This window comes from Kitasatospora sp. NPDC096147, from assembly GCF_044763225.1.
In the GTDB taxonomy this organism is placed as follows: domain Bacteria; phylum Actinomycetota; class Actinomycetes; order Streptomycetales; family Streptomycetaceae; genus Kitasatospora.
On sequence record NZ_JBIWFX010000003.1, the window covers coordinates 143,824 to 168,262 of the forward strand.

The window sequence follows — 24,439 nt, forward strand, 5'->3', positions numbered from 1 at the left end:
CGCGCCACCGAACGCCCGGCACCACCGAGCACCGCTCCGGCCCCAGCGACCACGGCGAGCCTCCAGGACTCCCCCACACCGGCCCGGCTCGCCCTTCCCTCCGCAGGCCCCGACCCGCCCCCGGTCGGGGCCTGCGGCACGTCCGCGCCCGGCTGCTGAGGCCCCCTCAGCTCTCCTCCCGGGCCCCCCTCAGATCACCCCCGCCTGCCGGGCCGCCTCGTCGAAGGCCCGGGCAGCCTGGCCCGCGCGGTACGGGGTGAGCCGGCGGTGGAAGTCCCGCAGGTACTCCACCGTGCGGGCGGAGCGCATCTCGCCGGCCGCCCGGAGGGCCTCGGTGGCCAGGCCGCAGGCCTCGTCCACCTCGCCGAGCCCGAGCCGGGAGCTCGCCAGCACCAGCCGGCAGAGGATCCGGCTGCGGGCGAAGGCGGGGGTGCGCAGCCGCAGGGACTTCTCGGCGTGCTGGGCGGCGGGCCGCCACTGCTGGAGGTCGCGGTAGCAGTGGGCAAACTCGTCGGCCAGCTGGGCCTCGTCGAAGTACCGTGCCCAGGAGGGCAGTTCGTCGCTGGGGCGGGCGACGCCGAGGGCCCGCTCGCAGCGCACCAGGGCGGTGGTGCAGGCCCGGACGTCGCCGAGCAGGGCGTGGCCCCGGGCCTCGGCGGCGTGCATCAGGGCCTGCACGGTGGGGGCGGCGGCGGTGCCGACGCCCTGCTGGGCGACCCGGGCCAGCTGGATCGCCTCCCGGCCGTGGCCGAGGTGGACGGCCTGCTGGCTCATGGTGGTGAGCACGTAGCCGCCGAGCACCCTGTCCCCCGCCGCCTGGGAGAGCCGGAGTGCCTGGACGAAGTACCGCTGGGCCAGGCCGTGGGCGGCGATGTCGAAGGAGGTCCAGCCGGCCAGTCTGGTCAGGTCGGCGACGGCGCCGAACAGCGCGCGGCCGATCTGCTCGCCGTACCGGCCGCGCAGCATCGGCTCGGCCTCGCTCTCCAGGTACCGCACCAGGGCCTGCCGGGCGTGGCCGCCGCCGTAGGCGTGGTCGAGGGCGCGGAACAGGTCGCCGACGGCCCGGATGGCAGCGATGTCGCCCCGGCCGACCCGCAGGGTCGGGCGCTGCTCGCGGACGTCGTGCTCGGCGACCGGCGGCAGCCCGCCCCGGCTCTGCGCCGGCACCCGGCCGGGCACCCGGGCGACGGCCGCGCCCCGAGCCGACGGCACCGCACCACGGGCCCCGGGGGCACCGCCCGGCAGGCCACCGGGCGCCGCCGGACGCCCCGCTGACGGTGCGTCGGGGACGCCCGGCAGGCCGGGCACCGAGCCGTCCCGGGCCACCCGCTCGTCGGTGCGGCCGATCAGCCAGTCCCGGCTGGGCACCACCAGGCCGGCCGGGGTGAAGGCGATCCGGCGCAGCTCGGACTGCAGGCCGGTGTCCTTGCGCCACATGGAGGCGACGATGTCCACCGCCTCCTGTGGCGACTCGGCGAACTCCAGCCCGGCGTAGACCGGGGCGCAGGCGTCCAGGCCGATGTCCTGGGCGGTGAGCCGACGGCCGAGGCGGCGGGTGAACACCTCGGCGATCAGCGCCGGGGTGGCGCCGCGGGGCTGCTGGCCGCGCAGCCACCGGGTGACCGAGGTCTTGTCGTAGCGGAGGTCCAGGCCGTGCTCCAGACCGAGTTGGTCGACCCGGCGGGCCAGCCCCGCGTGCGAGAAGCCGGCCTCCTCGATCAGCGCGGCGAGACGGGGGTTCTGGGTCCGGTCCCCTGAGGAGGTGTCAGCGGCGCGGGCCCGGTCGCCGGGCAGCGCCTCGTCCCCGCCGGACCGCTCCTGCGGTTCGTCGAGGTGCGGGTCGTGCGGATCGTGCGGGTCGAGCTGTCCGTACGCCGGGCTGTCGGTTGCAGGCCGTTGGGGCATATCTGTCACACCTCTCGAGCGCCCCACCAGCCCCCACCTGTCTGGAGGTGCGCCCCCTGTCGGGAATCGGCGCGAATGTAGCGAGCATTTCGCCGCTATGGGTGGATCTGGGCGGGCAATCCTCCGAACGGGTGATGCAATGGCGCCCGTTGTAGGGAAGGTGTGTCGGTCGGTGTTTGGCTCGGACCGAGCATGTCGCCCCTCGGCCCACATGGCTTTGCCCGCCATGCCACTGCGCCACCCTGTGTGCCTCCGGCACATATGAGCGAAGGCCGCCGCTTCCTACCGTTCTCGGCCATGGACACCACTTCAGCCCGGCCGCTGGACGGCCGCACGGCACTGGTCACCGGCGCCGCCTCGGGCATCGGCCGGGCCTGCGCCGAGGTCTTCGCGGCGGCCGGCGCCCGGGTCTACGTCGTCGACCTGGCCGCCGCCGCGGCCGAGGAGGTCGCCGCCCGGATCGGCGGCGTCCCGGTGGTCGCCGACCTGGGCGACCCGGCGGCGGTGGACGCCCTGCCGGTCGACGCCGACATCGTCGTCAACAACGCGGGCCTCCAGCACGTCGCGCCGGTGCACGAGTTCCCGCCGGACCGCTTCGCGCTGATCCAGCGGGTGATGGTCGAGGCCCCGTTCCGCATCCTGCGCCGCACCCTGCCGCACATGTACGAGCGGGAGTGGGGACGGGTCGTCAACATCTCCTCGGTGCACGGCCTGCGGGCCAGCGCCTTCAAGGCCGCCTACGTGACGGCCAAGCACGGCCTGGAGGGCCTCAGCAAGACCGTCGCCCTGGAGGGCGCCCCGTACGGCGTCACCAGCAACTGCGTCAACCCCGGCTACGTCCGCACCGCCCTGGTGGAGAAGCAGATCGCCGCCCAGGCACTGGCCCACGGCATCCGCGAGGACGAGGTGGTGGAGCAGATCATGCTCGACCGCACCGCCGTCAAGCGCCTGATCGAGCCGGACGAGGTGGCCCAGCTCGCCCTCTGGCTCTGCTCCCCGCACGCCTCCTACATCACCGGGGCCTCCCTCCCGGTGGACGGCGGCTGGACCGCACACTGATCCCCGCCCCACCCAGCCCAGCCCGACCCAGCCCCCCGAACCACCCTCCCCCGGAACAAAGGTGACGCATGCCCAGTTCTCCCGACGCCGCGAGAACGTCCGGCGCCTCCCTCAAGAAGGTCGTGGCCGCCAGCCTGATAGGCACCACCATCGAGTGGTACGACTACTTCCTCTACGGCACCGCCGCCGCGCTGGTCTTCAACAAGGTCTTCTTCCCCAACAGCGACCCGCTGACCGGCACCCTGCTCTCCTTCCTCACCTACGCCATCGGCTTCGCCGCCCGCCCGCTCGGCGCGCTGGTCTTCGGCCACTTCGGCGACCGGATCGGCCGCAAGAAGCTGCTGGTGCTCAGCCTGCTGCTGATGGGCGGCTCCACCACCCTGATCGGCGTGCTGCCGACGTACCACCAGATCGGCATCGCCGCACCGCTGTTGCTCACCGCGCTGCGCCTGGTGCAGGGCTTCGCGCTCGGCGGCGAGTGGGGCGGTGCGGTGCTGCTGGTCTCCGAGCACGGGGACGCCCGGCGGCGCGGCTTCTGGGCCTCCTGGCCGCAGGGCGGCGCCCCGGCGGGGAACCTGCTGGCGGCCGGCGTGCTCTCGCTGATGACGGCGGTGCTGTCGGACCAGGCGTTCGTCTCCTGGGGCTGGCGGGTGCCGTTCCTGCTCTCCGCGCTGCTGGTGATGGTCGGCCTGTGGATCCGGCTGGCGGTGGACGAGTCCCCGCTGTTCCGGCAGGCGCTGGCCGCCGCCGAGGCCCGGAAGGCGCAGGCGCCCGAGCAGCCGCCGCTGGTCGCGGTGCTGCGCCACCACTGGCGCGAGGTGCTCACCGCGGTCGGCGCGCGGATGGCGGAGAACATCTCCTACTACGTGATGACCACCTTCGTGCTGGCCTACGCGGTCGGCCACGTGCACCTGCCGAAGCAGACCGCGCTGAACGCGGTGCTGATCGCCTCGGCCATCCAGTTCGCGCTGATCCCGCTGTTCGGAGCGCTCTCCGACCGGGTCGGCCGCAAGCCGGTCTACCTGGTCGGCGCGGCCGGGGTGGGCGTCTGGGCCTTCGTCTTCTTCGGTCTGGTGGACACCCAGGGCTTCGGCTCGCTGCTGGTGGCCATCACCGTCGGCCTGGTCTTCCACTCGATGATGTACGCCCCGCAGGCGGCCTTCTTCTCCGAGCTGTTCGCCACCCGGATGCGGTACTCGGGCGCCTCGATCGGCGCCCAGTTCGCCTCGGTGGCGGCCGGCGCCCCGGCCCCGCTGATCGCCACCGCGCTGCTCCAGGACTACGGCAGCTCCACCCCGATCTCGGTCTACGTGGCGATCGCCGCCGCGATCACCGTGGTCGCCGTGCTCTGCGCCAAGGAGACCCGGGGCCGCGACCTGGCCGAGGTCGGCGCCGCCGAGACCCCCGCACCCTCGCCCGTGAAGGTCTGACCCGCCCTCAGGAACGGCCGGTACCACTTCGGTACCGGCCGTTCCGTCCCCTCCCCGGAACTGGCACGATGGCCCGCACCATGGACGACCCCCCGCCCCCCACCGGTACCGCCGCCCTCCGGCGGCTGCTCGACCTGCTCGCCTCCGGCGCCGCCACCGAGGACTTCGGCGAGGTGCTCGCCGAGGCCCGCCGCCGGGGCGCCCCGGCCGAGGTGCTGGCCGAGATCGACGACGCCACCTGGCTGGCCCTGCGGGTGCACCGGACACTCCGTCAGCACCGCCGCCGGGAGGCCGAGCTGACGGCCCTCTTCGACACCGCCGGCGACCTGGCCGCCTCCCGCGACCTGGATTCGGTGCTCCAGGCGATCGTCCGCCGGGCCCGGATGCTGCTGGGCACCGACACCGCGTACCTGACCCTGCCGGACCCGGCCGCCGGGGACACCTACATGCGGGTCACCGACGGCTCGGTCTCCGCGCTCTTCCAGAACCTCCGGCTCAGCCTGGGCGACGGCCTCGGCGGCCTGGTCGCCCAGACCGCCCGCCCGTACGCCACCCCCGACTACCGCCGGGACGAGCGCTTCCACCACACCGGCACCATCGACGCGGGGGTGCTGGACGAGGGCCTGGTCGCCATCATCGGCGTGCCGCTGCTGCTCGGCGGCCAGGTGATCGGCGTGCTGTTCGCCGCCGACCGCTCGCCCCGGGCCTTCTCTCCCGACGAGGTGGCGCTGCTCTGCACGCTGGCCGCGCACGCCGCGATCGCCCTGGACACCGCCAAGTCGCTGGCCGAGACCCGGGCCGCGCTGGCCGAGCTGAACGCCGCCAACGCCGTCATCCAGGCCCACTCCGAGGCCGTCCAGCGCGCCGAACGGGCCCACGACCGCCTCACCGACCTGGTGCTGCGCGGCGCCGAGGTGCCGGACGTGGCCGCCGACGTGGCCACCCTGCTGGGCGGAGACGTGGGCGTGTACGACGCCGAGGGGCTCGTACTCGCCGGGCGCGCGCCGGGTTTTGACGGACTGTCGGAGCTCGCGGCGGCCTCGCGCGCCGAGGGCCGCGCCGTCCGGCACGGTGACGCCTGGATCTGCGCGGTGCTGGCCGGGCAGGAGCCGCTCGGCGCCATCGTGCTGCTCGGCCGCCCCGGCCTGGACGACGCCGACCGCCGCCTGTTCGAACGGGCCGGGGTGGTCACCGCCCTGCTGCTGCTCCTGCGCCGCTCGGTCGCCGAGGCGGAGAACCGGGTGCGCGGCGAGCTGGTCGCCGACCTGCTCACCGCGCCCGGCCGCGACCCGGCCGGCCTGATCGCCCGGGGCCGCCGCCTCGGCGTGGACCTCGGCCGCCCGCACCTGGTGCTGGTCGCCGCCGTCCCGCCGGCCGAGCGCGCCCGGCTGGCCGGGGCCGCCGCCCGCTACCTGTTCGGCGCGCGCGGCCTCAGCGCCGAGCACGGCGAGGCCGTGGTGCTGCTGCTCCCCGCCGAGGGCTCGCCCGGCGCCGGCCAGGCCGCCGCCCGGGCCGCCGAGCGGCTGGCCCGGCTCACCGGCACCCCCGTCACGGTCGGCGCCGGCCGGGCCGCGACCGGCCCGGCCGAGCTGGCCGCCGCGTACGGCGAGGGGCTGCGCTGCGTCCGCGCCCTGCGGGTGCTGGGCCGCGAGGGGGACGGCGCCTCCGCCGCCGACCTCGGCTTCCTCGGCGTGCTGCTCGGCGACGGCCACGACGTGGCCGCCTTCGTCCGCGCCGCCCTCGGCCCGCTGCTCGACTACGACGCCCGGCGCGGCACCGAACTGGTCCGCACCCTGCGCACCTACTTCGACTGCGGCGGCAGCCTCACCCGGGCCAAGGACGAGCTCCACGTCCACGTGAACACCGTGGTCCAGCGCCTCGACCGGGTCGAGGCGCTGCTCGGCCCGGACTGGAACCAGCCGGAACGCAGCCTGGAGCTCCAACTCGCCCTCCGCCTCCAGCTACTGGCGGGCGAGTGACCGACGACGCCCCGGTCGGGGCGTCCCCGAATCGGTCAGGCGTACAGTGGCGTGGTCGGTTTTGACGCCTGGCAAGGAGCAGCGGTGAGCGAGCACGTACGGTTCGTGCACATGGGCATAGGCGAGCGCTCGGTCCCCTACGAAGAGGCCTGGGCCGAGCAGCAGCGGCTGCACGCGCTCCGGGTCGCCGACGAGATCCCGGACACCGTGCTGCTGCTGGAGCACCAGCCGGTGTACACCGCCGGCAAGCGCACCAACCCCGAGGACTACCCCCTCGACGGCACCCCGGTCGTCCAGGTCAACCGCGGCGGCGAGATCACCTGGCACGGCCCCGGCCAGCTGGTCGGCTACCCGATCGTCAAGCTGCCGGACCCGATCGACGTGGTCGCGTACGTCCGGCGCCTGGAGGAGGCGCTGATCCGCGCCTGCGGCGAGGCCGGCGTCGACACCACCCGGGTCGAGGGCCGCAGCGGCGTCTGGAAGCTCGGCGCGGAGATCCCGGGCGCGGTGGTGGACCCGTCCGAGGTGGTCGAGATCGGCAAGCTGACCCTGCGGATGGGCCTGCCGCTCGGCATCGACCCGCGGCTGGCCGGCCCCGAGTACGCGCCCTCCAACGCGGGCCAGCGCGGCGACGACCGCAAGCTGGCGGCGATCGGCGTCCGGGTCGCCCGGGGCGTCACGATGCACGGGTTCGCGCTCAACTGCGATCCCGACATGACATGGTTCGACCGGATCGTGCCCTGCGGCATCCGGGACGCCGGGGTCGGTTCGATCAGCTCCGAACTCGGCCGCGACTTCGGCGTCGCCGCCGCCCTGCCGGTGGTGGAACGCCACCTGCGCGAGGTGCTGGCCGAGCTCCCCGAGCCCGCCCTGGCCCGCTGACGGCCCGGCCGGTCCGTTCCGGTACCCGCCGGTACCTTCCGGGCGGGAATGCCGCCCGCCCGTCACGCGCTGTCGTCCCTGCGAATACAGGGCCTGCGCCCGGTGAAACCCGCACAAGCACAGGCGTACCCTAGGGGTACCCCGTCTAGTTCTAGGAGTCGCACGTGTCCGCTGTCGCGCCCGACGGCAGGAAGCTCCTCCGCCTGGAGGTCCGCAACAGCGAGACCCCCATCGAGCGGAAGCCCGAGTGGATCAAGACCCGAGCGAAGATGGGCCCCGAGTACAACGCCCTCCAGTCGCTGGTGAAGAAGGAGGGGCTGCACACGGTCTGCCAGGAGGCCGGCTGCCCCAACATCTTCGAATGCTGGGAGGACCGCGAGGCCACCTTCCTGATCGGCGGCGACCAGTGCACCCGCCGCTGCGACTTCTGCCAGATCGACACCGGCAAGCCCGCCGACTTCGACCGCGACGAGCCGCGCCGGGTCGCCGAGTCCATCGTCACGATGGACCTCAACTACGCCACCATCACCGGTGTCGCCCGTGACGACCTGCCCGACGGCGGTGCCTGGCTGTACGCCGAGACCGTCCGCCAGGTGCACGCGATGACCGCCGCCCGCGAGGCCGGCCGGACCGGCGTCGAGCTGCTCATCCCCGACTTCAACGCGGTGCCCGAGCAGCTCGCCGAGGTCTTCTCCTCCCGCCCCGAGGTGCTCGCGCACAACGTCGAGACGGTGCCCCGGATCTTCAAGCGGATCCGCCCGGCCTTCCGCTACGAGCGCTCGCTCGACGTCATCACCCAGGCCCGCGCGGCCGGACTGGTCACCAAGTCGAACCTGATCCTCGGCATGGGCGAGACCCGCGAGGAGGTCAGCCAGGCGCTGGCCGACCTGGTCGGGGCCGGCTGCGAGCTGATCACCATCACCCAGTACCTGCGCCCCTCGGTGCGGCACCACCCCGTCGAGCGCTGGGTCAAGCCGCAGGAGTTCGTCGAGCTCCAGCAGGAGGCCGAGGAGCTGGGCTTCGCCGGCGTCATGTCCGGCCCGCTGGTCCGCTCCTCGTACCGGGCCGGCCGGCTGTACCGGCAGGCGCTGGAGCACCGCGAGCGCGCGGCGGTCTGAGCCGGCGCTCGGCACCGAACGGCGGAGGCCGGGGCACCCGCCCCGGCCTCCGGGCTTTTCATCGGGCTTTGACCGTTCGGTCACCGCCCGGCAACACAGGAGGGGGATCCTGAGAGCATGCCGAACAAGACCGGAATCCTGGTTTACGCGCTGCGCCGTACCGAGCGGGTACTGCTGGCCGGCGGCCACCTGAAGGCCCGTCGCAACGCCTGGTCCGCCGTCGTCGAGAACCGGCAGCACGCCGCCGACCGCGCCGAGGTGGCCGGGCTGTTCCCCGCCGAGAGCGACTCCCGGCGCCGTCACGCCTGACCGGGGTCCCGTGCCCGGGTCCCCGTCGAGGTGCTTCCGCCCGACCCGCTCCTGACCTGGGCGGCTGTACGGGCGTGCCGGGGGGCGCGTCCGGGTTGCAGTTTGGGGGCGCCCTTGGATATCCCGTGCTCCCGCCACGTACCATGAGCGGTATGGCGAGGCAAACATCCGAAACACCTGGGCGGCTCAAGCAGATCCGCCAGGCGTACACAATGACCAAGCAGGTCGACACCAAGATCGGCCTGATCATCGCGGCCGTCGGTCTCCTCACCTTCGGCGTGTTCCTCGCCATCGGCTTTGCGATCGACCACCCCATCTACCTGGGCATCCTGGGCTTCATCGTGGCCTTCCTGGCCATGGCGATCGTCTTCGGGCGGCGCGCGGAGCGGGCGGCCTTCGGCCAGATGGAGGGCCAGCCGGGCGCCGTCGCGGCCGTGCTGAACAACATCCGCCGGGGCTGGAACGCGAACCCGACCCCGGTCGCGGTCACCCGCAACCAGGACGCGGTCTACCGGGCCATCGGCCGCCCGGGCATCGCGCTGATCGGCGAGGGCAACCCGAACCGGGTGCGCGCCCTGCTGGCGTCGGAGAAGAAGAAGATGGCCCGCGTGGTCGGCGACATCCCGGTGCACGACATCGTGGTGGGCAACGGCGAGGGCGAGGTGCCGCTGAAGAAGCTCCAGATCCACCTGATGCGTCTGCCCCGCTCCATCACCCCCGCCCAGGTCACCGAGACCAACGACCGCCTGCGCGCGCTGGGCGACCTGCTCTCCAAGGCCCCGATCCCCAAGGGCCCGATGCCCAAGGGCGCCCGGATGCCCAAGGGCGGCCAGGTCCGCTGACCGCTCCCCCGTCGACACCACGGCCCCGCCGCGAGACTCTCGCGGCGGGGCCGTTCTTCTGTGCGCGTGCTCTGCTCTGCGCTCTGCTGCGCGCGTATTCCGCGTGCAGCAGGAATCAGATCCGCACCTCGACGGTGCGCACGGCCTTGTCGTGCAGACCCCGGGTGTCGCGGTCCCAGACCGCCGCCGGGATCACCAGGACCATCAGCAGCGTGCGCAGCAGCACCTGCGGGATGCTCACCCGGCCGCCGTCCAGCCGGATCAGACGCAGGCCCAGCAGCCGCTTGCCGACGGTCGTCCCGGTGGTGGCCAGCAGGACCACGCTGACGACGTAGAACACCGCCATCGTCCACAGGCCGGTGTTGTGCGCCGTGCCCTGGGTGATCAACCCGAACGCCACCAGGGTGCACAGCCCCCAGTCCACGAACAGTGCGGCGAACCGGCGGCCGGGGCCGGCCAGCGACCCGGGGCCCTCCTTCGGCAGGCCCAGGCGCTCACCCCGGTACCCGAAGTCGGCACCCATCTTCTCGGCGGCGGCCTTCGGCCCGTCGATCCACGATCCCAACGCTTCTCTGGTGTCCACGAATCCACACTATCCGGGCAGTGCGGGCGATCTTCGGCCCCCTCCCCCCGAGCGGGTGAATCGCCGCCGACCGGCCTCGCGAAGTGGTCTGGACCACTCGTCGGGCCACCCCCGTCGGGGCGGGGCGTTCTGTCCGGAACCGTATGCCTTTGACTCCCCCTTGAGCGGCCCGGTTAACATTCAGGAAACGAAGGGGTCACCGGCCGGAAACGGCCGATTCCTAGGGTTGACCCCTAAAACCCGCTCGCTGAGGAGGATGGATGTTCAACAACGCCGCCGAGGTCAAGCAGTACATCGCGGACAACGACATCAAGTTCGTCGACGTGAGGTTCTGCGACCTGCCGGGCGTCATGCAGCACTTCTCCGTGCCAGCGGCGACCTTCGACCCGTCCGAGACACTGATGTTCGACGGCTCGTCGATCCGCGGCTTCCAGGCCATCCACGAGTCCGACATGGCACTCGTCCCCGACCTGGCCACCGCGCGGCTGGACCCGTTCCGCAAGGACAAGCACCTCAACATCAACTTCTTCATCCAGGACCCGATCACCGGCGAGGCGTACAGCCGCGACCCGCGCAACGTCGCCCGCAAGGCCGAGGCGTACCTGGCCTCCTCCGGCATCGCCGACACCGCGTACTTCGGACCCGAGGCCGAGTTCTACGTCTTCGACTCGGTGCGCTTCGAGACCAGCGCGAACGCCTCGTACTACCACATCGACTCCGAGGCCGGTGCATGGAACTCCGGCTCCGAGACCGGTGACGTGCGCGGCTACAAGGTCAAGTACAAGGGCGGCTACTTCCCCACCCCGCCGGTCGACCACTTCGCCGACCTGCGCGCCGAGATGTCCCTCGAACTCGCCGCCGCCGGCCTGGAGGTCGAGCGCCAGCACCACGAGGTGGGCACCGCCGGGCAGGCCGAGATCAACTACAAGTTCAACACCCTGCTGCACTCGGCCGACGACCTGATGCTGTTCAAGTACATCATCAAGAACGTCGCCTGGCGGAACGGCAAGACCGCCACCTTCATGCCCAAGCCGATCTTCGGCGACAACGGCTCCGGCATGCACGTCCACCAGTCGCTGTGGACCGACGGCTCCCCGCTCTTCTACGACGAGCAGGGCTACGCGGGCCTCTCCGACACCGCCCGCTACTACATCGGCGGCATCCTCAAGCACGCCGCCTCGCTGCTCGCCTTCACCAACCCCTCGGTGAACTCCTACCACCGCCTGGTCCCCGGCTTCGAAGCCCCGGTCAACCTGGTCTACTCGCAGCGCAACCGCTCCGCCGCGATCCGGATCCCGATCACCGGCTCCAACGCCAAGGCCAAGCGCATCGAGTTCCGCGCCCCCGACCCGGCCTCCAACCCGTACCTGGCCTTCGCCGCCATGCTGATGGCCGGCCTCGACGGCATCAAGAACAAGATCGAGCCCCTCGAGCCCGTCGACAAGGACCTCTACGAGCTCGCCCCCGACGAGCACGCCTCCGTCCCCCAGGTCCCCAACTCCCTCGGCGCCGTCCTCGACGCCCTGGAGGCCGACCACGAGTACCTGCTCGCGGGCGGCGTCTTCACCCCGGACCTGATCGAGACCTGGATCGACTACAAGCGCACCCACGAGATCGCCCCGATCGCGCTGCGCCCGCACCCGCACGAGTTCGAGCTCTACTACGACCTGTAGTCGTCGGGCTGACGCCCTGGGGCACACACGGGTACGGGCCCGGTCCGGAGTCTTCGGGCCGGGCCCGTCCCGTGGTGGGTCAGAGGCGGACCAGGGCCTCGGGGGTGAGGTCGGCCAGGGTGGGGTAGCCGTCGACGGCCATGATCAGGTCGGCCTCGGCGAGGAGTGAGCGGAGGACGTGGACGATCCCGTCGGTGCCTTCGAGGGCGAGGCCGTAGGCGTAGGGGCGGCCGATGCCGACGGCGGTGGCGCCGAGGGCGAGGGCCTTGACCACGTCGGCGCCGCTGCGGACGCCGGAGTCGAAGAGCACGGGCAGGCCGTCGGCGGCCTCGACCACGCCGGGCAGGGCGTCGAGGGCGGGGAGGCCGCCGTTGGCCTGCCGGCCGCCGTGGTTGGAGCAGTAGATGCCGTCCACGCCTCCGTCCCGGGCGCGGCGGACGTCCTCGGGGTGCTGGAGGCCCTTGAGGACGATCGGCAGGTCGGTGAGGGAGCGCAGCCAGGGCAGGTCGGCCCAGGTGAGCGGGTTGCCGAAGACCCGCACCCACTCCAGCACGGCGGCACCGGGGTCCTCCTCGGGGGCTTTGGCGAGACGGGCCCGGAAGACCGGGTCGGAGGTGTAGTTGGCCAGGCAGTGGCCGCGCAGCTGGGGGAAGTTGGCGGCGGCGAGGTCGCGCGGGCGCCAGCCGGTGATCCAGGTGTCCAGGGTGATCACGATGCCCCGGTAGCCGGCTGCCTCGGCCCGGTGCACCAGGCTCTCGGCCAGGGCGCGGTCGGTGGGGGTGTAGAGCTGGAAGAAGCCGGGGGTGTCGCCGAACTCGGCGGCCACCTGCTCCAGCGGATCGACCGAGAGGGTGGAGGCGACCATCGGCACGCCGGTGCGGGCGGCGGCCCGCGCGGTGGCGAGGTCGCCGTGGCCGTCCCGGTCGCACAGGCCGATCACGCCGACCGGGGCCAGGAACAGCGGCGAGGGCAGGGTGTGGCCGAACAGCTCGACGGACAGGCTCCGCCGGGCGGCTCCGACCATCATCCGGGGCACCAGGCCCCAGCGGTCGAAGGCCGTGACGTTGGCCCGCTGGGTCCGCTCGTCGCCGGCTCCGCCCGCCACGTAGGACAGCACCGACGGGGGCAGGGCGGACTGCGCGCGGCGCTCCAACTCCGCGAAGGTCATCGGCATGGTGGGGAGCACGCCGCCGAGCCCGTTGAGGTAGATCTCGTTCTGGTAGTCGCCGAAGTAGGTGGCCGGGTGGGCGGTCATGGTCTCTCCCTGGGGACGGGTCGGTTGGCGCGACGCTGTGGAACGCGAACGGACGACGGCCCCAAGGTAGTTCGCCCCTGCGGCGAACCGCGCCCCGGCCGGACGGGCTCTCCCCTGGGAGTCCGGGACGCCCCCCTTCGTGGGACTTCGTGGGCCGCCGCCTCCGTCCGGCCCTCCCGGAACGTCCCCGCTCAGAGGTCGAGTTGGTACTCGTGGGCGACGTGGGTGGGGAGGTAGCCGAGGGCGTCGTTGACGTGGCGCATGTGGGGGTTGTTGTCGGCGGTGTCGGTGAGCAGGCCGGCCAGGCGGGGGTGGCGGGCATGGGCGGCGAGGATGGCGGCGGCCTTCATCCAGCGAGCCAGGCCGTGGCCCCGGTGGGCGGGGAGGACTGCGGTGCCGTAGTGCTGGGCGTCGCCGGTTTCGTCGGCGGGGACGACGAGTTCGGTGAAGGCGACGACGGCGCCGTCCGCGATGGAGACGGCGGCGGTGGTGTGCAGGGTCTCACCGCGGGCGGCGACGGCCGCGGCTGCGGCGCGGATGCGGTCGTGGTCCCAGAGCACGGTGCCGTAGTCGACGGCCCCCATCGGCATGTCGTCCATCGCGGTGCGGGAGGCGACGTAGCTGTCGGCGAGGTGGTCGGGGACCTGCCCCTCCCAGGAGGTCAGGCGGTAGCCGGCGTGGGGTGCGCGGGCCTCGGCGGCGAGCGCGGGCAGGTCGGCGACGGCCAGGTCGAGGCGGGCGTAGGTCAGGGTGAGGGCGGCGCGGAAGCCCCGGTCGGCCAGGAAGGACTGGCCCGGACTGCCCTCCTCGGCCTGGGAGATGACGCTGCGCCGGCCGTCGGCGCGGGCTGCCGCGACGGCGGCGGCGAGCAACTCGGTGCCGACCCGGCGGCGGCGCTCGGCGGGGTGCACCCGGAGGTCGAGTTCGGCGAGGTGGCGCTGGCCGTCCCGGTCGAACAGGCGGAGGAAGGCGGACCCGACCGGGTGTCCGTCGGGGTCGGCGGCCAGCCAGGCCAGCCGGCGGGCGGCGGCGGACTGCTCGGGGTCGGTCAGGGCGGTGATGCGCAGGGGCAAGCTGACTCCGTTGCCGGTGGGGCGTGCGGGGCGGGGATCAGAGACTACTGACCGGCCGTCACCGGGCCCAGGGCAGGGGGCGGGTGCCCTCGGTGCCGGGGACGGAGGCGAGGCCGTCGGAGCGCATCGCGACGTGGGCCTCGGCGTCCTGCGGGGCGTGCACCCGGCGGACCAGGCCGGGCGGGAGGACCAGGGTGTGGCCGGCCGGGACGGTGTCGGTGCGGCCGGAGTGGGTGACCTCCAGGGATCCGGCGGTCACCGTCCAGACCTGCTCGCGGCTGATGACGTGCTCGGGGCCGGTCTGACCGGCCGTCATGGTGACGGTCCAGGTGCTGAGCTCGGCGCTGCCCCGGCCGGGGGCGGCGAGGCCGGTCATCCGGGCGTTCGGCGATTCGGTGACGTGCTCGGCAGCAGGGGCGATCAGCCGGGCGGTCGAAGGGATTTCGGGGGCAGCCACAGGGGTCTCGGAGGTAACCCACTCGACCAACTGGACCACGATGCCGTTCGGGTCGGTGAGCTGGAACAGCCGTTCGCCCCACGGCTCTTCGCGCAGCGGGAGGGTGATCGGGGCGCCCGCCTCGCGCAGCCGCCGTTCCTCCTCGGCCAGGCCGCCGGAGACGGTGAGCGCGAGGATCAGCCCGCCGGCCCGCTGGTGACGCTGCTCGGGCGTGAGCACCTCGTGGCCGGTGCGCAGCAGGACGACGTCGGCGGCGGCGTCCTCCCGGGCCAGCGAGACGAAGCCCTCGGCGGCGGCCTGGACCCGGTAGCCGAGGTGGGTGCAGAGGAAGTCCCGGGAGGCGTCCGGGTCGGCGACGGTGAGGGAGACGGTGGAGGTGGTGACGTTCAGGATGACTCCCAGAGTAGGTAGATTCAGGCGAACTTTGCGACGGACGTAACTTTAGAGAGCCTGAGTCGGTAGGGCAAGAGTAATTTTACGTCGGGGGTAAGATTCTTCCCGTGACGACCACCGAACCGGGACTCCGCGAGTCCAAGAAGCAGGAGACCAGGCAGCTGATCTCGGACTGCGCGACCAGGCTCTTCATCGAGCAGGGCTTCGAGCGGACCACCATCGCCGAGATCGCCGCCGCCGCCCGGGTGGCCAAGAAGACGGTCACCAACTACTTCGCGCGCAAGGAGGACCTGGCCCTCGACCACCACGAGGCGTTCACCCAGGGCCTGGCCCGGGCGGTCGCCGAACGCGGCCCGGAGGAGGTGCCGCTGGCCGCCCTCGGCCGGACCTTCCGCGCCGCACTGCTCGCCCACGACCCCGTGGTCGGCTTCACCGGACCGGAGTTCGCCCGGATGGTCGCCGACAGCCCGACCCTGACGGCCCGCCTGCGCGAGCTGCACGACCTGCGCGAGGTGGCGCTCGCCGAGGCCCTGACCGCCGCCGCTCCGGCCGGCACGCCGCCGATCGCACCCCGGGCCGCCGCCGCGCTGATCGCGGCCTCGGACCGGCTGCTGTTCCGCCGGATCCAGGAGCTCACCCTGGACGGGCACGGTGACGCGGAGATCGAGGCGGCCCTGCTCCCGGAGGCCGACCACCTCCGCGCCATGCTCGGCGCCGCCGTCGCCGACGACCCGACCGGCACGCCCTGGTGACGCCCCGTCGGCCGGGCGCACCGTGGTGACACCGCGCCGGCGAGCCATGCCCCGGTGACACCGCGCTGACCGGGCACATCGTGGTGACGCCACGTCGGCGAGCCATGCCCCGGTGACGCCGTGTCAGTCGGGCACACCCTGGTGACGCCAGGTCGGCGAGCCATGCCCCGGTGACGCCGTGTCAGTCGGGCACGCCCCGGTGACGCCCCATCGGCCGGGCGGGTGAGGCGCGGGCGGCTGATCCGACAGGACGGACATCGCACCGGCCGGCCGGGCCGCCCCGTCGGACTCGCCCACCGGACCCTCCGCCCGGTGGAATGCCGCGCCCACCCCGTGACCCCGGCGCGGGACGGTAGTTGGACCCGGCGTGACAGAGCCTGCCCATATCGGTCCCCTGCCCGCGGCCCGTCTCCAGTGGACGGTGGTCCAGCCCCTGCTCGCGGCGTTGACGGAAGCCGGGGTCCCGCTGCGGACCGGCGATCTGGAGCAGCTGCGCCAGGCCGCCGTGATCGGCCCCGATTTCGCCCGCACCCTCGCCCGGTGGATCCGGGACGCCCACGCGGGGGCACCGTCCACCCCACTGCCGACCGCCCCGGTGCTGCGGAGCATCGCCCCCCGCCCCGAGCGGCCCGCACTCGAACGGCCCGCACTCAGCGGAGCGGCTCCGGCCCTCCCCGACCTGCAGGCATCCTGACCGACCGCAAGCCCGGGGCGAAGCCGCCACGGATCACAGAACGACGGACCCCACATGCCCGTGATCAACGAACCTCGCCGCCCCCGGGGCGAGTTGGCGCACCCCAGCTACCGGTCCGGTGAGCCGTCGGAGCGCCCCGACACCGGCTCGACGGCCGGCCGGACCGGCGGCTCGGCACACGTCCCCGCGCACGGCCCGGCACACGGCCAGGGACACGGCCCCGCGCACAGCGCAGCAGGCAGCGCTGGAGGGGGCCCGACCATCGGCCACCAGGCTGCCGCCCAACTGCTCGGGCTGCGCGAGGTGGCGTTGCCCGCCGCCGTGATCGCGGCCGCCGACCTGCTGCTGGACGACGCACTGCGGAGCGCCGACCCGGTCACCCGGGAGGCCGCTGCCGTCACCCGGGGACGGTTGCGTGCCGCACTCGGGCAGATCTGAGCGGGACGCCCCCGGGCCCACCCCGGCCCACCCCGGCCCACCCCGGCCCACCCCGGCCCGCCCCGGCCCGCCCCGGCCCACAGCGAGGTGGCAGGGACGGGGTGAAGCAGCGTCAGACCGCCCGCTCCACGGGGGCCGCGCCGAGCAGGACCGCATTCAGGGCGGCCCAGTCGAGCTGCCCGGCGAGCTCTCCGGCGGTGCCGGTGGTGAGCAGTTCGCGGGCCGCGCGCTCGGCCAGCGCGTAGGCGGCCTCGGCGATCGAGGAGCCGGCGCTGACCCGGGCCGCACCGGCGGCGGCGTACTCGGCGACGGTGGGGGTGCCGGGGCCGATCAGGACGTTCACGGGCACGGCCACCGCCTCGACCAGCGCGCGGAGCCGGTCCGCGTCCAGCGGGCTGAGCACGAAGACGCCGTCGGCGCCGGCCGCCGCGTAGGCGAGGGCGCGGCGGACGGTCTCGGCCGGGCGGGCGCCGTCGTCCGGGAGCCGGTGGGTGTCGATCCGGGCGTTGAGGTAGAGCGGGATGCCGGCCGCGTCCGCCGCCGCGCGGGCGGCGGCGATCCGCGCCACCTGTTCGGCGACCGGCCGGAGACCGTCCTCCAGGTTGATCCCGACGGCACCGGCCTCCAGCACGCCGGTCACGGTGCGGTAGACCCCGTCGGGCTCCTCGGCGAAGCCGCGCTCGATGTCGGCGGTCACCGGCAGGTCGACGGCCGAGGTGATCCGGGCGATGGCGGCCAACCCCCGCTCCCGGTCCAGGCGTCCGCCGTCCGGCTCGCCGAGTGACCAGGCGACGCCGGCGCTGGTGGTGGCGACGGCCTGCGCTCCGGCGCGCGCGACCAGGAGTGCGGAGGCGACGTCCCAGGCGTTCGGCAGCACCAGGGGGCGGCCGGGTACGTGCAGGGCGCGGAAGGCGGTGGCCTTGTCGTGGAGCGTCGGCATGGGGCCATTCCACCACGCACGGCGGCGCAGGCACCGCCCGGCCGGACGAACCCCGGATTAAGGCCGGATGACCTTCCGTCAGCGGGCCCACAGGCGCCCCGGGAAGCAGCTACGATCCGGTCGGGGCGTGACCACCGTCACTGCACGCAAGGTCTCCGGAACTCCCTCCCCGAACCTCCACGCACCCGTCCGGAAGGTGCTCGCCACCCGGCTCCGCCGTCCATCGGGGGCCCTCCGGGCGTTCCGCGTACTGACGAAGGGTCAGTCAGTGTCGACAAATCACCTCTGCTGGGCCCGAATTGGTGTTACCGATGGGTAAGCGACCGCCGACCCGGGTTGATTGACCGGCTTCAAGGTGCTTCGATACGGCGCATGGGGAGGAATCGGGGCACCACCTGCGCGCTGAGCTCGGTGGAAGCGCTCTCAGGCATGCGCGACGGCCGGGTGCTGGTCCGCCGACCGCAGGAGCGCGACGCCGACACGCTGCTGGCCGGGTCGCGCGATCCGCTGGTGCGCGAGTTCATGCAGGGCGTCCTGGCCCACCCCGACCGGCAGTCCGCCGTCCGCTGGATCACCGAGGTCGCCCCCCGGCTCTGGGACGCCGACCGGGCCGCGTACTTCGCGGTGACCCTGGCGGCGGAGGGCACGCCGGGTGACAGCCCGACAGGCGACCCGGCCGAGGAGGGTGGTCCGACCGAGGACGGTGGCCCGGCGATCGGGCTGGCCGAACTGGTGGACCTGAGACCGGAGGAGGGCGCGGCCGAGATCTCGGTCTGGCTGCTGCCCGAGCACCGGCGGATGGGCACCGCCGCCTCCGCGATGCGACTGGTCTGCCGGTTCGCCTTCGAGGAGTTGGGGCTGCGGCGGATCGACGCCTACGCCGCCGCCGAGAACATGGGGGTGCAGGTGGTCGGGGCCTCCATCGGCTTCCGCCGGTCCGGCTTCCGGCCCGCACTGTTCCGCAGTTCCCGCACCCAGGAGCTGCACGACGCCGTGTACGCCACCCTGGTCCCCGAGGACCTCTGCTGAGGCCGGGACCCGGAGCGCGACCGGGGCGTACGGTACGCACCGCCGCACAGCTCCACGCACACATTTGATCTACGCGCATCGCGCGGCTGGTTTGTCCATGTACCAGGCTGGGGGTTCGGAAGATGTCGGGACTGGTGGAGTTCTCCGTCGGCGAGGCGCAACTGCCGGGAGGCAGGCTCGAACTGACGCTTGATCAGGCCGGCGCGCTGCGAGTGCGCCATCACAGCGGCGGCAGCGAGGTGGTGCGTACCGCGACGGTCGACCCGGCGGTCCCCGCCCGGGTGCTGAACGCGCTGCGCGGCGCAGAGCCCGGGGTCGGCGGCGGCAGCCCCGAGGCCCGGCGGCTGGTGGCCGGCGAGCTGTCCTGGGCGGACGGCACGGAGACCCCGGTGCCCGGCATCGCCCGGCTGCTGGAGGCGCTGGCCGGCCAGCTGATCCACCCCGGCTCCCCCGCCCAGCTGCCGGGCAACCTGGTGCAGCCGGCCGCGGTCGATCCGGCCGAGGCGGCCCCGACGGCCGCCATCGGCACCGTCTCCGGCCGTCCCGCCTTCGCCCTCGCGGTGGCCGGCCAGGGCTTCGGGCTGGCCGAACTGGCGTCCGAGGGAGGCTCCTTGGGCTCCTCCGACGAGGAGGCCGGGCTGCTGCCCACCGCCGTGGCGCTGGGCCGGGTCGGCGAGCGGGACCTGTTCGCGGTCGGTGCGCAGGACGGTGCGGTCCAGGTCTGGGACGCCACCACCGGTGCACTGCTGCACGGCACTTCGGGCGGTGAGGGCACCCAGGTGGTGGCCGCCGCCGTGGTCGAGGGCGTGCCGCTGGCCTTCTCCGGGGGCCGGGAGGGCGAGGTGCGGGCCTGGCGGGCCGAGGACGGCAAGGGTCTCGGCCTGCTCGCGGTGGACGGCCGGGGCGCCTCCGCCCTGGTGCACGCGCACTGCGCCGGCCTCGACCTGGTCGCCGCCGCCGCCGGCGACGGCACCATCCGGGTCTGGGACGCGGCGGCCGGGGCCCGGCTGCACCTGCTGGTCGGCCACTCCGCCCGGGTGACCGCGCTCGCGGTGCTCTCGCTGGGCGACCAGGCCGTGCTCGCCTCCGCCGGTGTCGACCGCGAGGTCCGGCTCTGGGATCTGGCCACCGGCGAGCCGCTGGCCGTGCTGGTCGGCCACTCGGCGACCGTCACCGGCCTGGCCTTCACCGAGCTGGCGGGCGAACCGGTGCTCGCCTCCTGCGCGTTGGACGGCACCGTGCGCACCTGGGACGTCTACCGGGGCACCGGCCTGTACGGCTGGGCCACCGGCGGCGCCTGGCTGACCGCCCTGGCCGTGGTCCGGCACGGCGACCGGGCCGCGCTGGCGGTCGGCGACGAGCGCGGCCGGATCCGGCTCTTCGACCCGGCCGACGGCGCCGCGCTGGCCACCTGGGAGCCGACCGGCCCGGCCACCGGACCGCGCCCGCTGAACGCCTTGGCCGCCGCCACCGGTCCGGCCGGGGCCCAGCTGCTCGCGGCGGGCTACGGCGACGGCACCGTCCGGCTCTGGGAGGGCGGCGTCGAGCGGCTCCGACTCGCGGACGACGGCGGCTCGGTCAGCTCCCTCGCGGTCGCCGGCGACCTGCTGGTCTGCGGCACCGGCACCGGCGCGGTGCGCTGTCACCGGCTGTCCGACGGCGCCCCGCTCTCGGTGCCCACCCCGCACACCGGCCCGGTCAGCTGCCTGGCGCTCGGCGAGACCACCCTGGTCTCCGGGGGCGCCGACGGCGTGGTGCGGGTGCGCGGCGCGCTGGACGGCGCCCCGCTGCTGCGGCTGGCGGCCCATCAGCAGGGCGTCACCGCACTGGCCGTGGGGCCGCAGCAGCCCCGGCCGCTGCTCGCCACCGCGGGTGGCGACCGCACGGTGCGGATCTGGGACGCCGTCACCGGCGCACCGGGCCCGGTGGTCGAGGGCCTCGCCGCGCCGGTCGCGGCACTGGCCTTCGCCACCCACGCCGGGCGGCCGGTGGTGCTGGCCGGCACCTCCGACGGAGCCGTCCGGGCCTTCGACGCGGAGACCGGCGCGGCCGTCACCGAGCTGGCCGGCGGTGCGGCCCGGGTGCGCACCCTGGTCTGCCAGGAGATGGACGGCGAGGCGCTGGTCGCGGCCGGGGACGACCGGGACACCGTCCGGCTCTGGCACCTGGGCAGCGGCACGCTGTTGAACGAGGCTCCGTTGGACCGCGCCCCGCTGGCCATCTCCTTCACCGAGACCGGCCTGTACGTGGTCGGCCCGGGCGGCGCGGTCACGCTCTGACGTTTCGTCAGGATCAGTCACAGCAAGATGCGTTCAGAGCCGCCGATCTTGGGGACGGCGGCCGTCGCGAAGCGTACGAGCGAGGGGTGGAGATGGCGGGCGGGAAGCAGTTCCGGGTCGACCTGGAGCAGGTCGAGGCGGCGGCGAAGATGATCCAGACCATGCTGGACGACCTGGAGGGGCCGACCGCCCAGCTGAAGGCCACGGTCGAACAGATCAAACCGACGGTCTACGGCACCGACCGGCTGGCCAAGTCGCTGACCGGGACCACCGGTTCGGTCGGCGGGCTGGCGGACCACCAGAAGCAGGTGCTGGAGGGCATCCAGAAGTTCCTGGCGAACAGCGCCCAGGTCGCCGCGAACCTGCGCACCGTGGTCGCCAACTACCGTTCCGTGGACGACTCCAACGCGACCTCGCTGCGGGCCATCGAGGGGGCCGGCGCGCCGGTCGCGGAGGTCAAGCCGGACCCGCGCAGCAAGCCGGTCACCGTGGTGGTCGCGGGCGAGACCGGCGGCCCGGTCACGGCCGAGTCCAACTTCGACGCCGCCGACCGGCCGACCCTCGACTACAACGCCTGGGAAGACCCCGACAAGCCCGAGCCGCACCCCTCCGGTGGCAGCGGCCCCAAGGTCGCCTGAGTCCTGCCCGAGTCGATTCCCGCAGAAGGAAGTTCACCGTGATCCAGCTGCCCCCCGACCTGGCAGAAGTGCTCAAGGTCATCCAGAGCAACGAGGACGGGAAGGCCATCGTCTTCCCCGACGCCAACGAGGACCTGATCGGCGACCTGGCCGTCGCCTGGGAGAAGTGGAACACCTTCGCCGAGACCCGGGTCGGCGCCATCGTGGCCAACGCCAAGCTGGCGATGGAGGCGATGGAGGGCGAGGCCGCCGAGAGCTTCGCCGGGTACCTGCGCAAGTTCTGTGAGGGCGACGGCTCGCACGTCACCACCACGGTCACCTCGGCGCAGGCCATCGCGCAGTCGCTGCGCGGCGCGATCGAGGCGGTCACCCAGACCAAGAACGAGATGATCCGCGAACTCCAGTACACGAAGGAGTACATCGAGGACAACCCGGCCGGCAAGAACGACGACATCGCCAAGTCCGAGGGCATCAAGGAGGCCGTGGCCACGTACAACACCTACGTCGGCCAGGTCGGCACCAACGTCGACTCGATGCTCCGCGAGGGCTCCGGTCACTTCCAGCGGATGACGGCGGCGGCCGAGGTCGCCTCGCTGACCGGCGGCAGCGGGGGCGGTGGCGCCGGCGGCGGCGCGGGTGCCCCGCCGCGCACCGGCTTGGACGGCGTCGGCACCGTCACCGGGCCCGGCGGCCTGCCGTACGGGGCCACCGGGACCGGCGTGGGCGCACCCGCCCCGGTCGACATCCAGGGCTTCAACCCGGGCGGCACCGTGCCGGGCGGCCTGCCCGGCGGCGGCGTGCCGGGCGGCATGCCCGGGATGCCGGGCGGTCCGCTCGGCGGTCCGGGCGGCGGCCCCGGGGGCAGCCCGGGCGCGACCGGCACGCCCGCGTTGCAGCCGTTCAAGATGCCGACGGCGCAGGCGCCGACCCCGTTCAGCAGCAGCCTCGGGGCCGGCGGGCGCGCGCCCGGCACCGGCCTCGGCGCGGGTGGCAGCGGGAGCTTCGGCGGCGGGAGCCTCGGCGGGAGCTTCGGGGGCGGCGGGACCGGCGGCTCCTCGATCGGCGCGGACGGCAAGCCCGCGTTCAAGCTCCCCTCGGTCGGCACGCCCGGCGGCCTCACCCTGGCCGGGCACCAGCCGGCCGGCGGCGACGGGCCGGGCACCAGCCTGCTGCGCCCCACCACCTCGCTGCGCCCGTTCACCCCGGGCGGGGCGGACCCCGGCAGCATCGGCGGCATCGGCAGCCTCCCGCTCGGCGGCCGGACCGGCACCGGCACCCCCTTCAGTCCGCTGACCGGTCGCCCCGGCGGCCTGCCCGGCGGCACCGTGCCGGGCCGCAGCACCGGCCCGGCCTTCTCCCCCGGTGGCCGCGCACCCGGTGCGCTCGGCGGCTCGGGCGGAGTCGGCGGCGCCCGTGGCGGCGCGGGCGGTTCGGGCCTCGGCGGCTCCGGCCTCGGTGGCGGCGCCCGGGTCGGCGGAGTCGGCGGCGGCGCGTCCGCGCTCGGCGGCTACAACCCCGGCGGCGGCCGTTCGGCCGGCGGCGTCGGCGGCAGCGGCGGGCATCCGCTCGGCACGCCGACCACGGCCGGCGGCGTCAGCGGTCGCGGCGTCGGCGCAGGCGGCACCTCCGGCACCGGTCTCGGTGCGGGCGGCGTCGGCGCGAGCGGCGCGGGCGGTGCGGCCTCCGCTCGCGGCGCGGCCGGTGCCGGCATGCCGGGCATGGGCGGGATGCACGGCGGTGCGGCGGCGGGCGGTGCGGGCAAGTCCGGCTCGCGCTTCGTCCGGCCGACCCGCTTCGGGGTGGCGGAGGACGAGGAGGAGGTGGTCGCCCTGCGCGACGCCGGAATCCTCGGCCAGGCCGTCCACCACGACCCGCAGGACCGGCACTGGCAGCGGATGCGGCAGCGCTGGGTCGAGGAGTCGGGGATGGCCCCGGCCCCCGAGCCCGTGCACACGGCGGTGGCCGGTGTCGGGCAGGAGGCTCCGGCGGCCGGCGGCGACTTCATGAGCCAGCTGACGGCGGCGGTGCTCGGGCCTGAGCAGGCCGCCTCGCTCAACGCGGCGCCGGCGTCCGGTGGTTCGGGCTCGGGCGACGCGACGACGGCGACGGCAGCGACGACGACGACCACCGCCTCGGGCTCGTCGGAGGACGCGTACCTGGAGCGGGCCCGGTCGGTGGCCGAGCGGCGCGGGCGACCCGACGAGGAGCCGGCCGGGACCGAGACCGCCTCGGCGACGGCCGCTGCCCCGACACTGCCGGCTGACGGTCCGCCACCGCTGCGCGAGGAGGAGGGCTTCCAGGTGCCGACGCCGTTCATGCGGGCGGCACTGGCCCGGCTCGCCAGCTCGGGCGGCTTCCCCGAGGGCAGCGGTGAGGCACCCGCCGCTCCGGCGGCCGGTACGGGCACCGGGACGGGGCGCTGAGCATGGCCACGGACGAGCAGCAGGAGCTGACCCGGACCGAGTCGGTCCCGGCCCAGCCGGACCAGCCGCTGACGGCTGCCCGGGTGTCGGTGGACGCGGTCCGACCGGCCGAGCAGGCGACGGCCCAGCTCGAACCGATGCAGGCCGCCGAACCGGTGCAGACCACCGAGCGGCTGACGGCCCTCCGGCCGATGGAGCGGGCCGAGCCGCTGGAGCCGATGCAGGCCACCGAGCGGCTCACCGCCCTGCGCCCGATGGAACGCGGCACACCCCTCGAACCCCTCCACC

21 protein-coding genes and 1 pseudogene are annotated in these 24,439 nt (G+C 74.3%); 16 read left to right on the forward strand and 6 right to left on the reverse strand.

The window, feature by feature from the left end:
• Positions 1-189: 189 nt before the first annotated feature.
• Positions 190-1,905, reverse strand: a complete 1,716-nt coding sequence (locus ACIRBX_RS11200; protein ID WP_402295523.1) for a regulator — start codon at positions 1,903-1,905, stop codon at positions 190-192.
• A 297-nt stretch (positions 1,906-2,202) separates the two neighbouring features.
• Here ACIRBX_RS11200 and ACIRBX_RS11205 point away from each other — a divergent pair, with 297 nt between their 5' ends.
• From ACIRBX_RS11205 to ACIRBX_RS11235, 7 genes are all read left to right on the forward strand, one after another.
• Complete coding sequence (locus tag ACIRBX_RS11205) at positions 2,203-2,964, forward strand: 3-hydroxybutyrate dehydrogenase (RefSeq protein ID WP_402295525.1); 762 nt, start codon at positions 2,203-2,205, stop codon at positions 2,962-2,964.
• A 68-nt stretch (positions 2,965-3,032) separates the two neighbouring features.
• Positions 3,033-4,394, forward strand: a complete 1,362-nt coding sequence (locus tag ACIRBX_RS11210) for an MFS transporter (protein WP_402295528.1) — start codon at positions 3,033-3,035, stop codon at positions 4,392-4,394.
• Positions 4,395-4,474: 80 nt separating this feature from the next.
• A complete protein-coding gene (locus ACIRBX_RS11215; RefSeq protein ID WP_402295530.1) occupies positions 4,475-6,373 on the forward strand; it encodes a helix-turn-helix domain-containing protein in 1,899 nt (632 codons plus the stop codon).
• A 111-nt stretch (positions 6,374-6,484) separates the two neighbouring features.
• The gene (gene lipB / locus ACIRBX_RS11220) at positions 6,485-7,255 is read left to right on the forward strand and encodes a lipoyl(octanoyl) transferase LipB (RefSeq protein WP_402296454.1); all 771 of its coding nucleotides are present in this window, start codon (positions 6,485-6,487) and stop codon (positions 7,253-7,255) included.
• 164 nt (positions 7,256-7,419) lie between these two features.
• Positions 7,420-8,373, forward strand: coding sequence for a lipoyl synthase (gene lipA / locus ACIRBX_RS11225; RefSeq protein ID WP_402295531.1), 954 nt, complete (start codon positions 7,420-7,422; stop codon positions 8,371-8,373).
• A 117-nt stretch (positions 8,374-8,490) separates the two neighbouring features.
• Positions 8,491-8,682, forward strand: a complete 192-nt coding sequence (locus tag ACIRBX_RS11230; protein WP_402295533.1) for a hypothetical protein — start codon at positions 8,491-8,493, stop codon at positions 8,680-8,682.
• A gap of 152 nt (positions 8,683-8,834) precedes the next feature.
• On the forward strand, positions 8,835-9,524 hold the full coding sequence (locus ACIRBX_RS11235) for a DUF4191 domain-containing protein (protein WP_402295534.1): 690 nt from the start codon (positions 8,835-8,837) through the stop codon (positions 9,522-9,524).
• Positions 9,525-9,639: 115 nt separating this feature from the next.
• Here ACIRBX_RS11235 and ACIRBX_RS11240 read toward each other — a convergent pair whose 3' ends face one another.
• The gene (locus tag ACIRBX_RS11240) at positions 9,640-10,107 is read right to left on the reverse strand and encodes an RDD family protein (protein ID WP_402295536.1); all 468 of its coding nucleotides are present in this window, start codon (positions 10,105-10,107) and stop codon (positions 9,640-9,642) included.
• A 260-nt stretch (positions 10,108-10,367) separates the two neighbouring features.
• Between ACIRBX_RS11240 and glnA the strand changes: the two genes are divergently transcribed.
• On the forward strand, positions 10,368-11,780 hold the full coding sequence (gene glnA / locus ACIRBX_RS11245) for a type I glutamate--ammonia ligase (protein WP_402295537.1): 1,413 nt from the start codon (positions 10,368-10,370) through the stop codon (positions 11,778-11,780).
• A 79-nt stretch (positions 11,781-11,859) separates the two neighbouring features.
• On the opposite strand, the gene ACIRBX_RS11250 is transcribed toward glnA, so the two are convergent.
• From ACIRBX_RS11250 to ACIRBX_RS11260, 3 genes are all read right to left on the reverse strand, one after another.
• The gene (locus ACIRBX_RS11250; RefSeq protein WP_402295539.1) at positions 11,860-13,035 is read right to left on the reverse strand and encodes an alpha-hydroxy-acid oxidizing protein; all 1,176 of its coding nucleotides are present in this window, start codon (positions 13,033-13,035) and stop codon (positions 11,860-11,862) included.
• 191 nt (positions 13,036-13,226) lie between these two features.
• Positions 13,227-14,108: a GNAT family N-acetyltransferase gene (locus ACIRBX_RS11255; RefSeq protein WP_402295541.1), complete on the reverse strand. Its 882-nt coding sequence runs from the start codon at positions 14,106-14,108 to the stop codon at positions 13,227-13,229.
• A 58-nt stretch (positions 14,109-14,166) separates the two neighbouring features.
• Positions 14,167-14,982, reverse strand: coding sequence for a VOC family protein (locus tag ACIRBX_RS11260; protein ID WP_402296456.1), 816 nt, complete (start codon positions 14,980-14,982; stop codon positions 14,167-14,169).
• 83 nt (positions 14,983-15,065) lie between these two features.
• On the opposite strand from ACIRBX_RS11260, the gene ACIRBX_RS11265 reads away from it, so the two are divergent.
• The 3 genes from ACIRBX_RS11265 to ACIRBX_RS11275 all read left to right on the forward strand — a co-directional run bounded on the left by ACIRBX_RS11265 (position 15,066) and on the right by ACIRBX_RS11275 (position 16,842).
• Positions 15,066-15,710 (forward strand): TetR/AcrR family transcriptional regulator, encoded by a 645-nt coding sequence (locus tag ACIRBX_RS11265; RefSeq protein ID WP_402295543.1) that lies wholly within the window; start codon positions 15,066-15,068, stop codon positions 15,708-15,710.
• A 421-nt stretch (positions 15,711-16,131) separates the two neighbouring features.
• Positions 16,132-16,404 (forward strand): hypothetical protein, encoded by a 273-nt coding sequence (locus ACIRBX_RS11270; protein ID WP_402295544.1) that lies wholly within the window; start codon positions 16,132-16,134, stop codon positions 16,402-16,404.
• A 60-nt stretch (positions 16,405-16,464) separates the two neighbouring features.
• Positions 16,465-16,842 carry a hypothetical protein gene (locus ACIRBX_RS11275; RefSeq protein ID WP_402295545.1) on the forward strand — a complete coding sequence of 126 codons (378 nt, stop codon included), beginning with the start codon at positions 16,465-16,467 and terminating at the stop codon, positions 16,840-16,842.
• Between the two features lie 112 nt (positions 16,843-16,954).
• Here the strand turns inward: ACIRBX_RS11275 and ACIRBX_RS11280 are convergent, their stop codons facing one another.
• Positions 16,955-17,782: an isocitrate lyase/phosphoenolpyruvate mutase family protein gene (locus ACIRBX_RS11280; RefSeq protein WP_402295546.1), complete on the reverse strand. Its 828-nt coding sequence runs from the start codon at positions 17,780-17,782 to the stop codon at positions 16,955-16,957.
• Between the two features lie 372 nt (positions 17,783-18,154).
• Here ACIRBX_RS11280 and ACIRBX_RS11285 point away from each other — a divergent pair, with 372 nt between their 5' ends.
• From ACIRBX_RS11285 to ACIRBX_RS11305, 5 genes and pseudogenes are all read left to right on the forward strand, one after another.
• Positions 18,155-18,811, forward strand: coding sequence for a GNAT family N-acetyltransferase (locus ACIRBX_RS11285; protein WP_402295548.1), 657 nt, complete (start codon positions 18,155-18,157; stop codon positions 18,809-18,811).
• A gap of 122 nt (positions 18,812-18,933) precedes the next feature.
• Positions 18,934-21,090 carry a WD40 repeat domain-containing protein gene (locus ACIRBX_RS11290; protein ID WP_402295549.1) on the forward strand — a complete coding sequence of 719 codons (2,157 nt, stop codon included), beginning with the start codon at positions 18,934-18,936 and terminating at the stop codon, positions 21,088-21,090.
• A 92-nt stretch (positions 21,091-21,182) separates the two neighbouring features.
• Entirely contained in the window at positions 21,183-21,728 is a 546-nt protein-coding gene (locus ACIRBX_RS11295; protein WP_402295550.1) for a WXG100 family type VII secretion target, read from the forward strand.
• Between the two features lie 38 nt (positions 21,729-21,766).
• Positions 21,767-24,151: a hypothetical protein gene (locus tag ACIRBX_RS11300; protein ID WP_402295552.1), complete on the forward strand. Its 2,385-nt coding sequence runs from the start codon at positions 21,767-21,769 to the stop codon at positions 24,149-24,151.
• Positions 24,152-24,153: 2 nt separating this feature from the next.
• A pseudogene (locus ACIRBX_RS11305) lies at positions 24,154-24,439 on the forward strand (hypothetical protein); the annotation flags it as partial.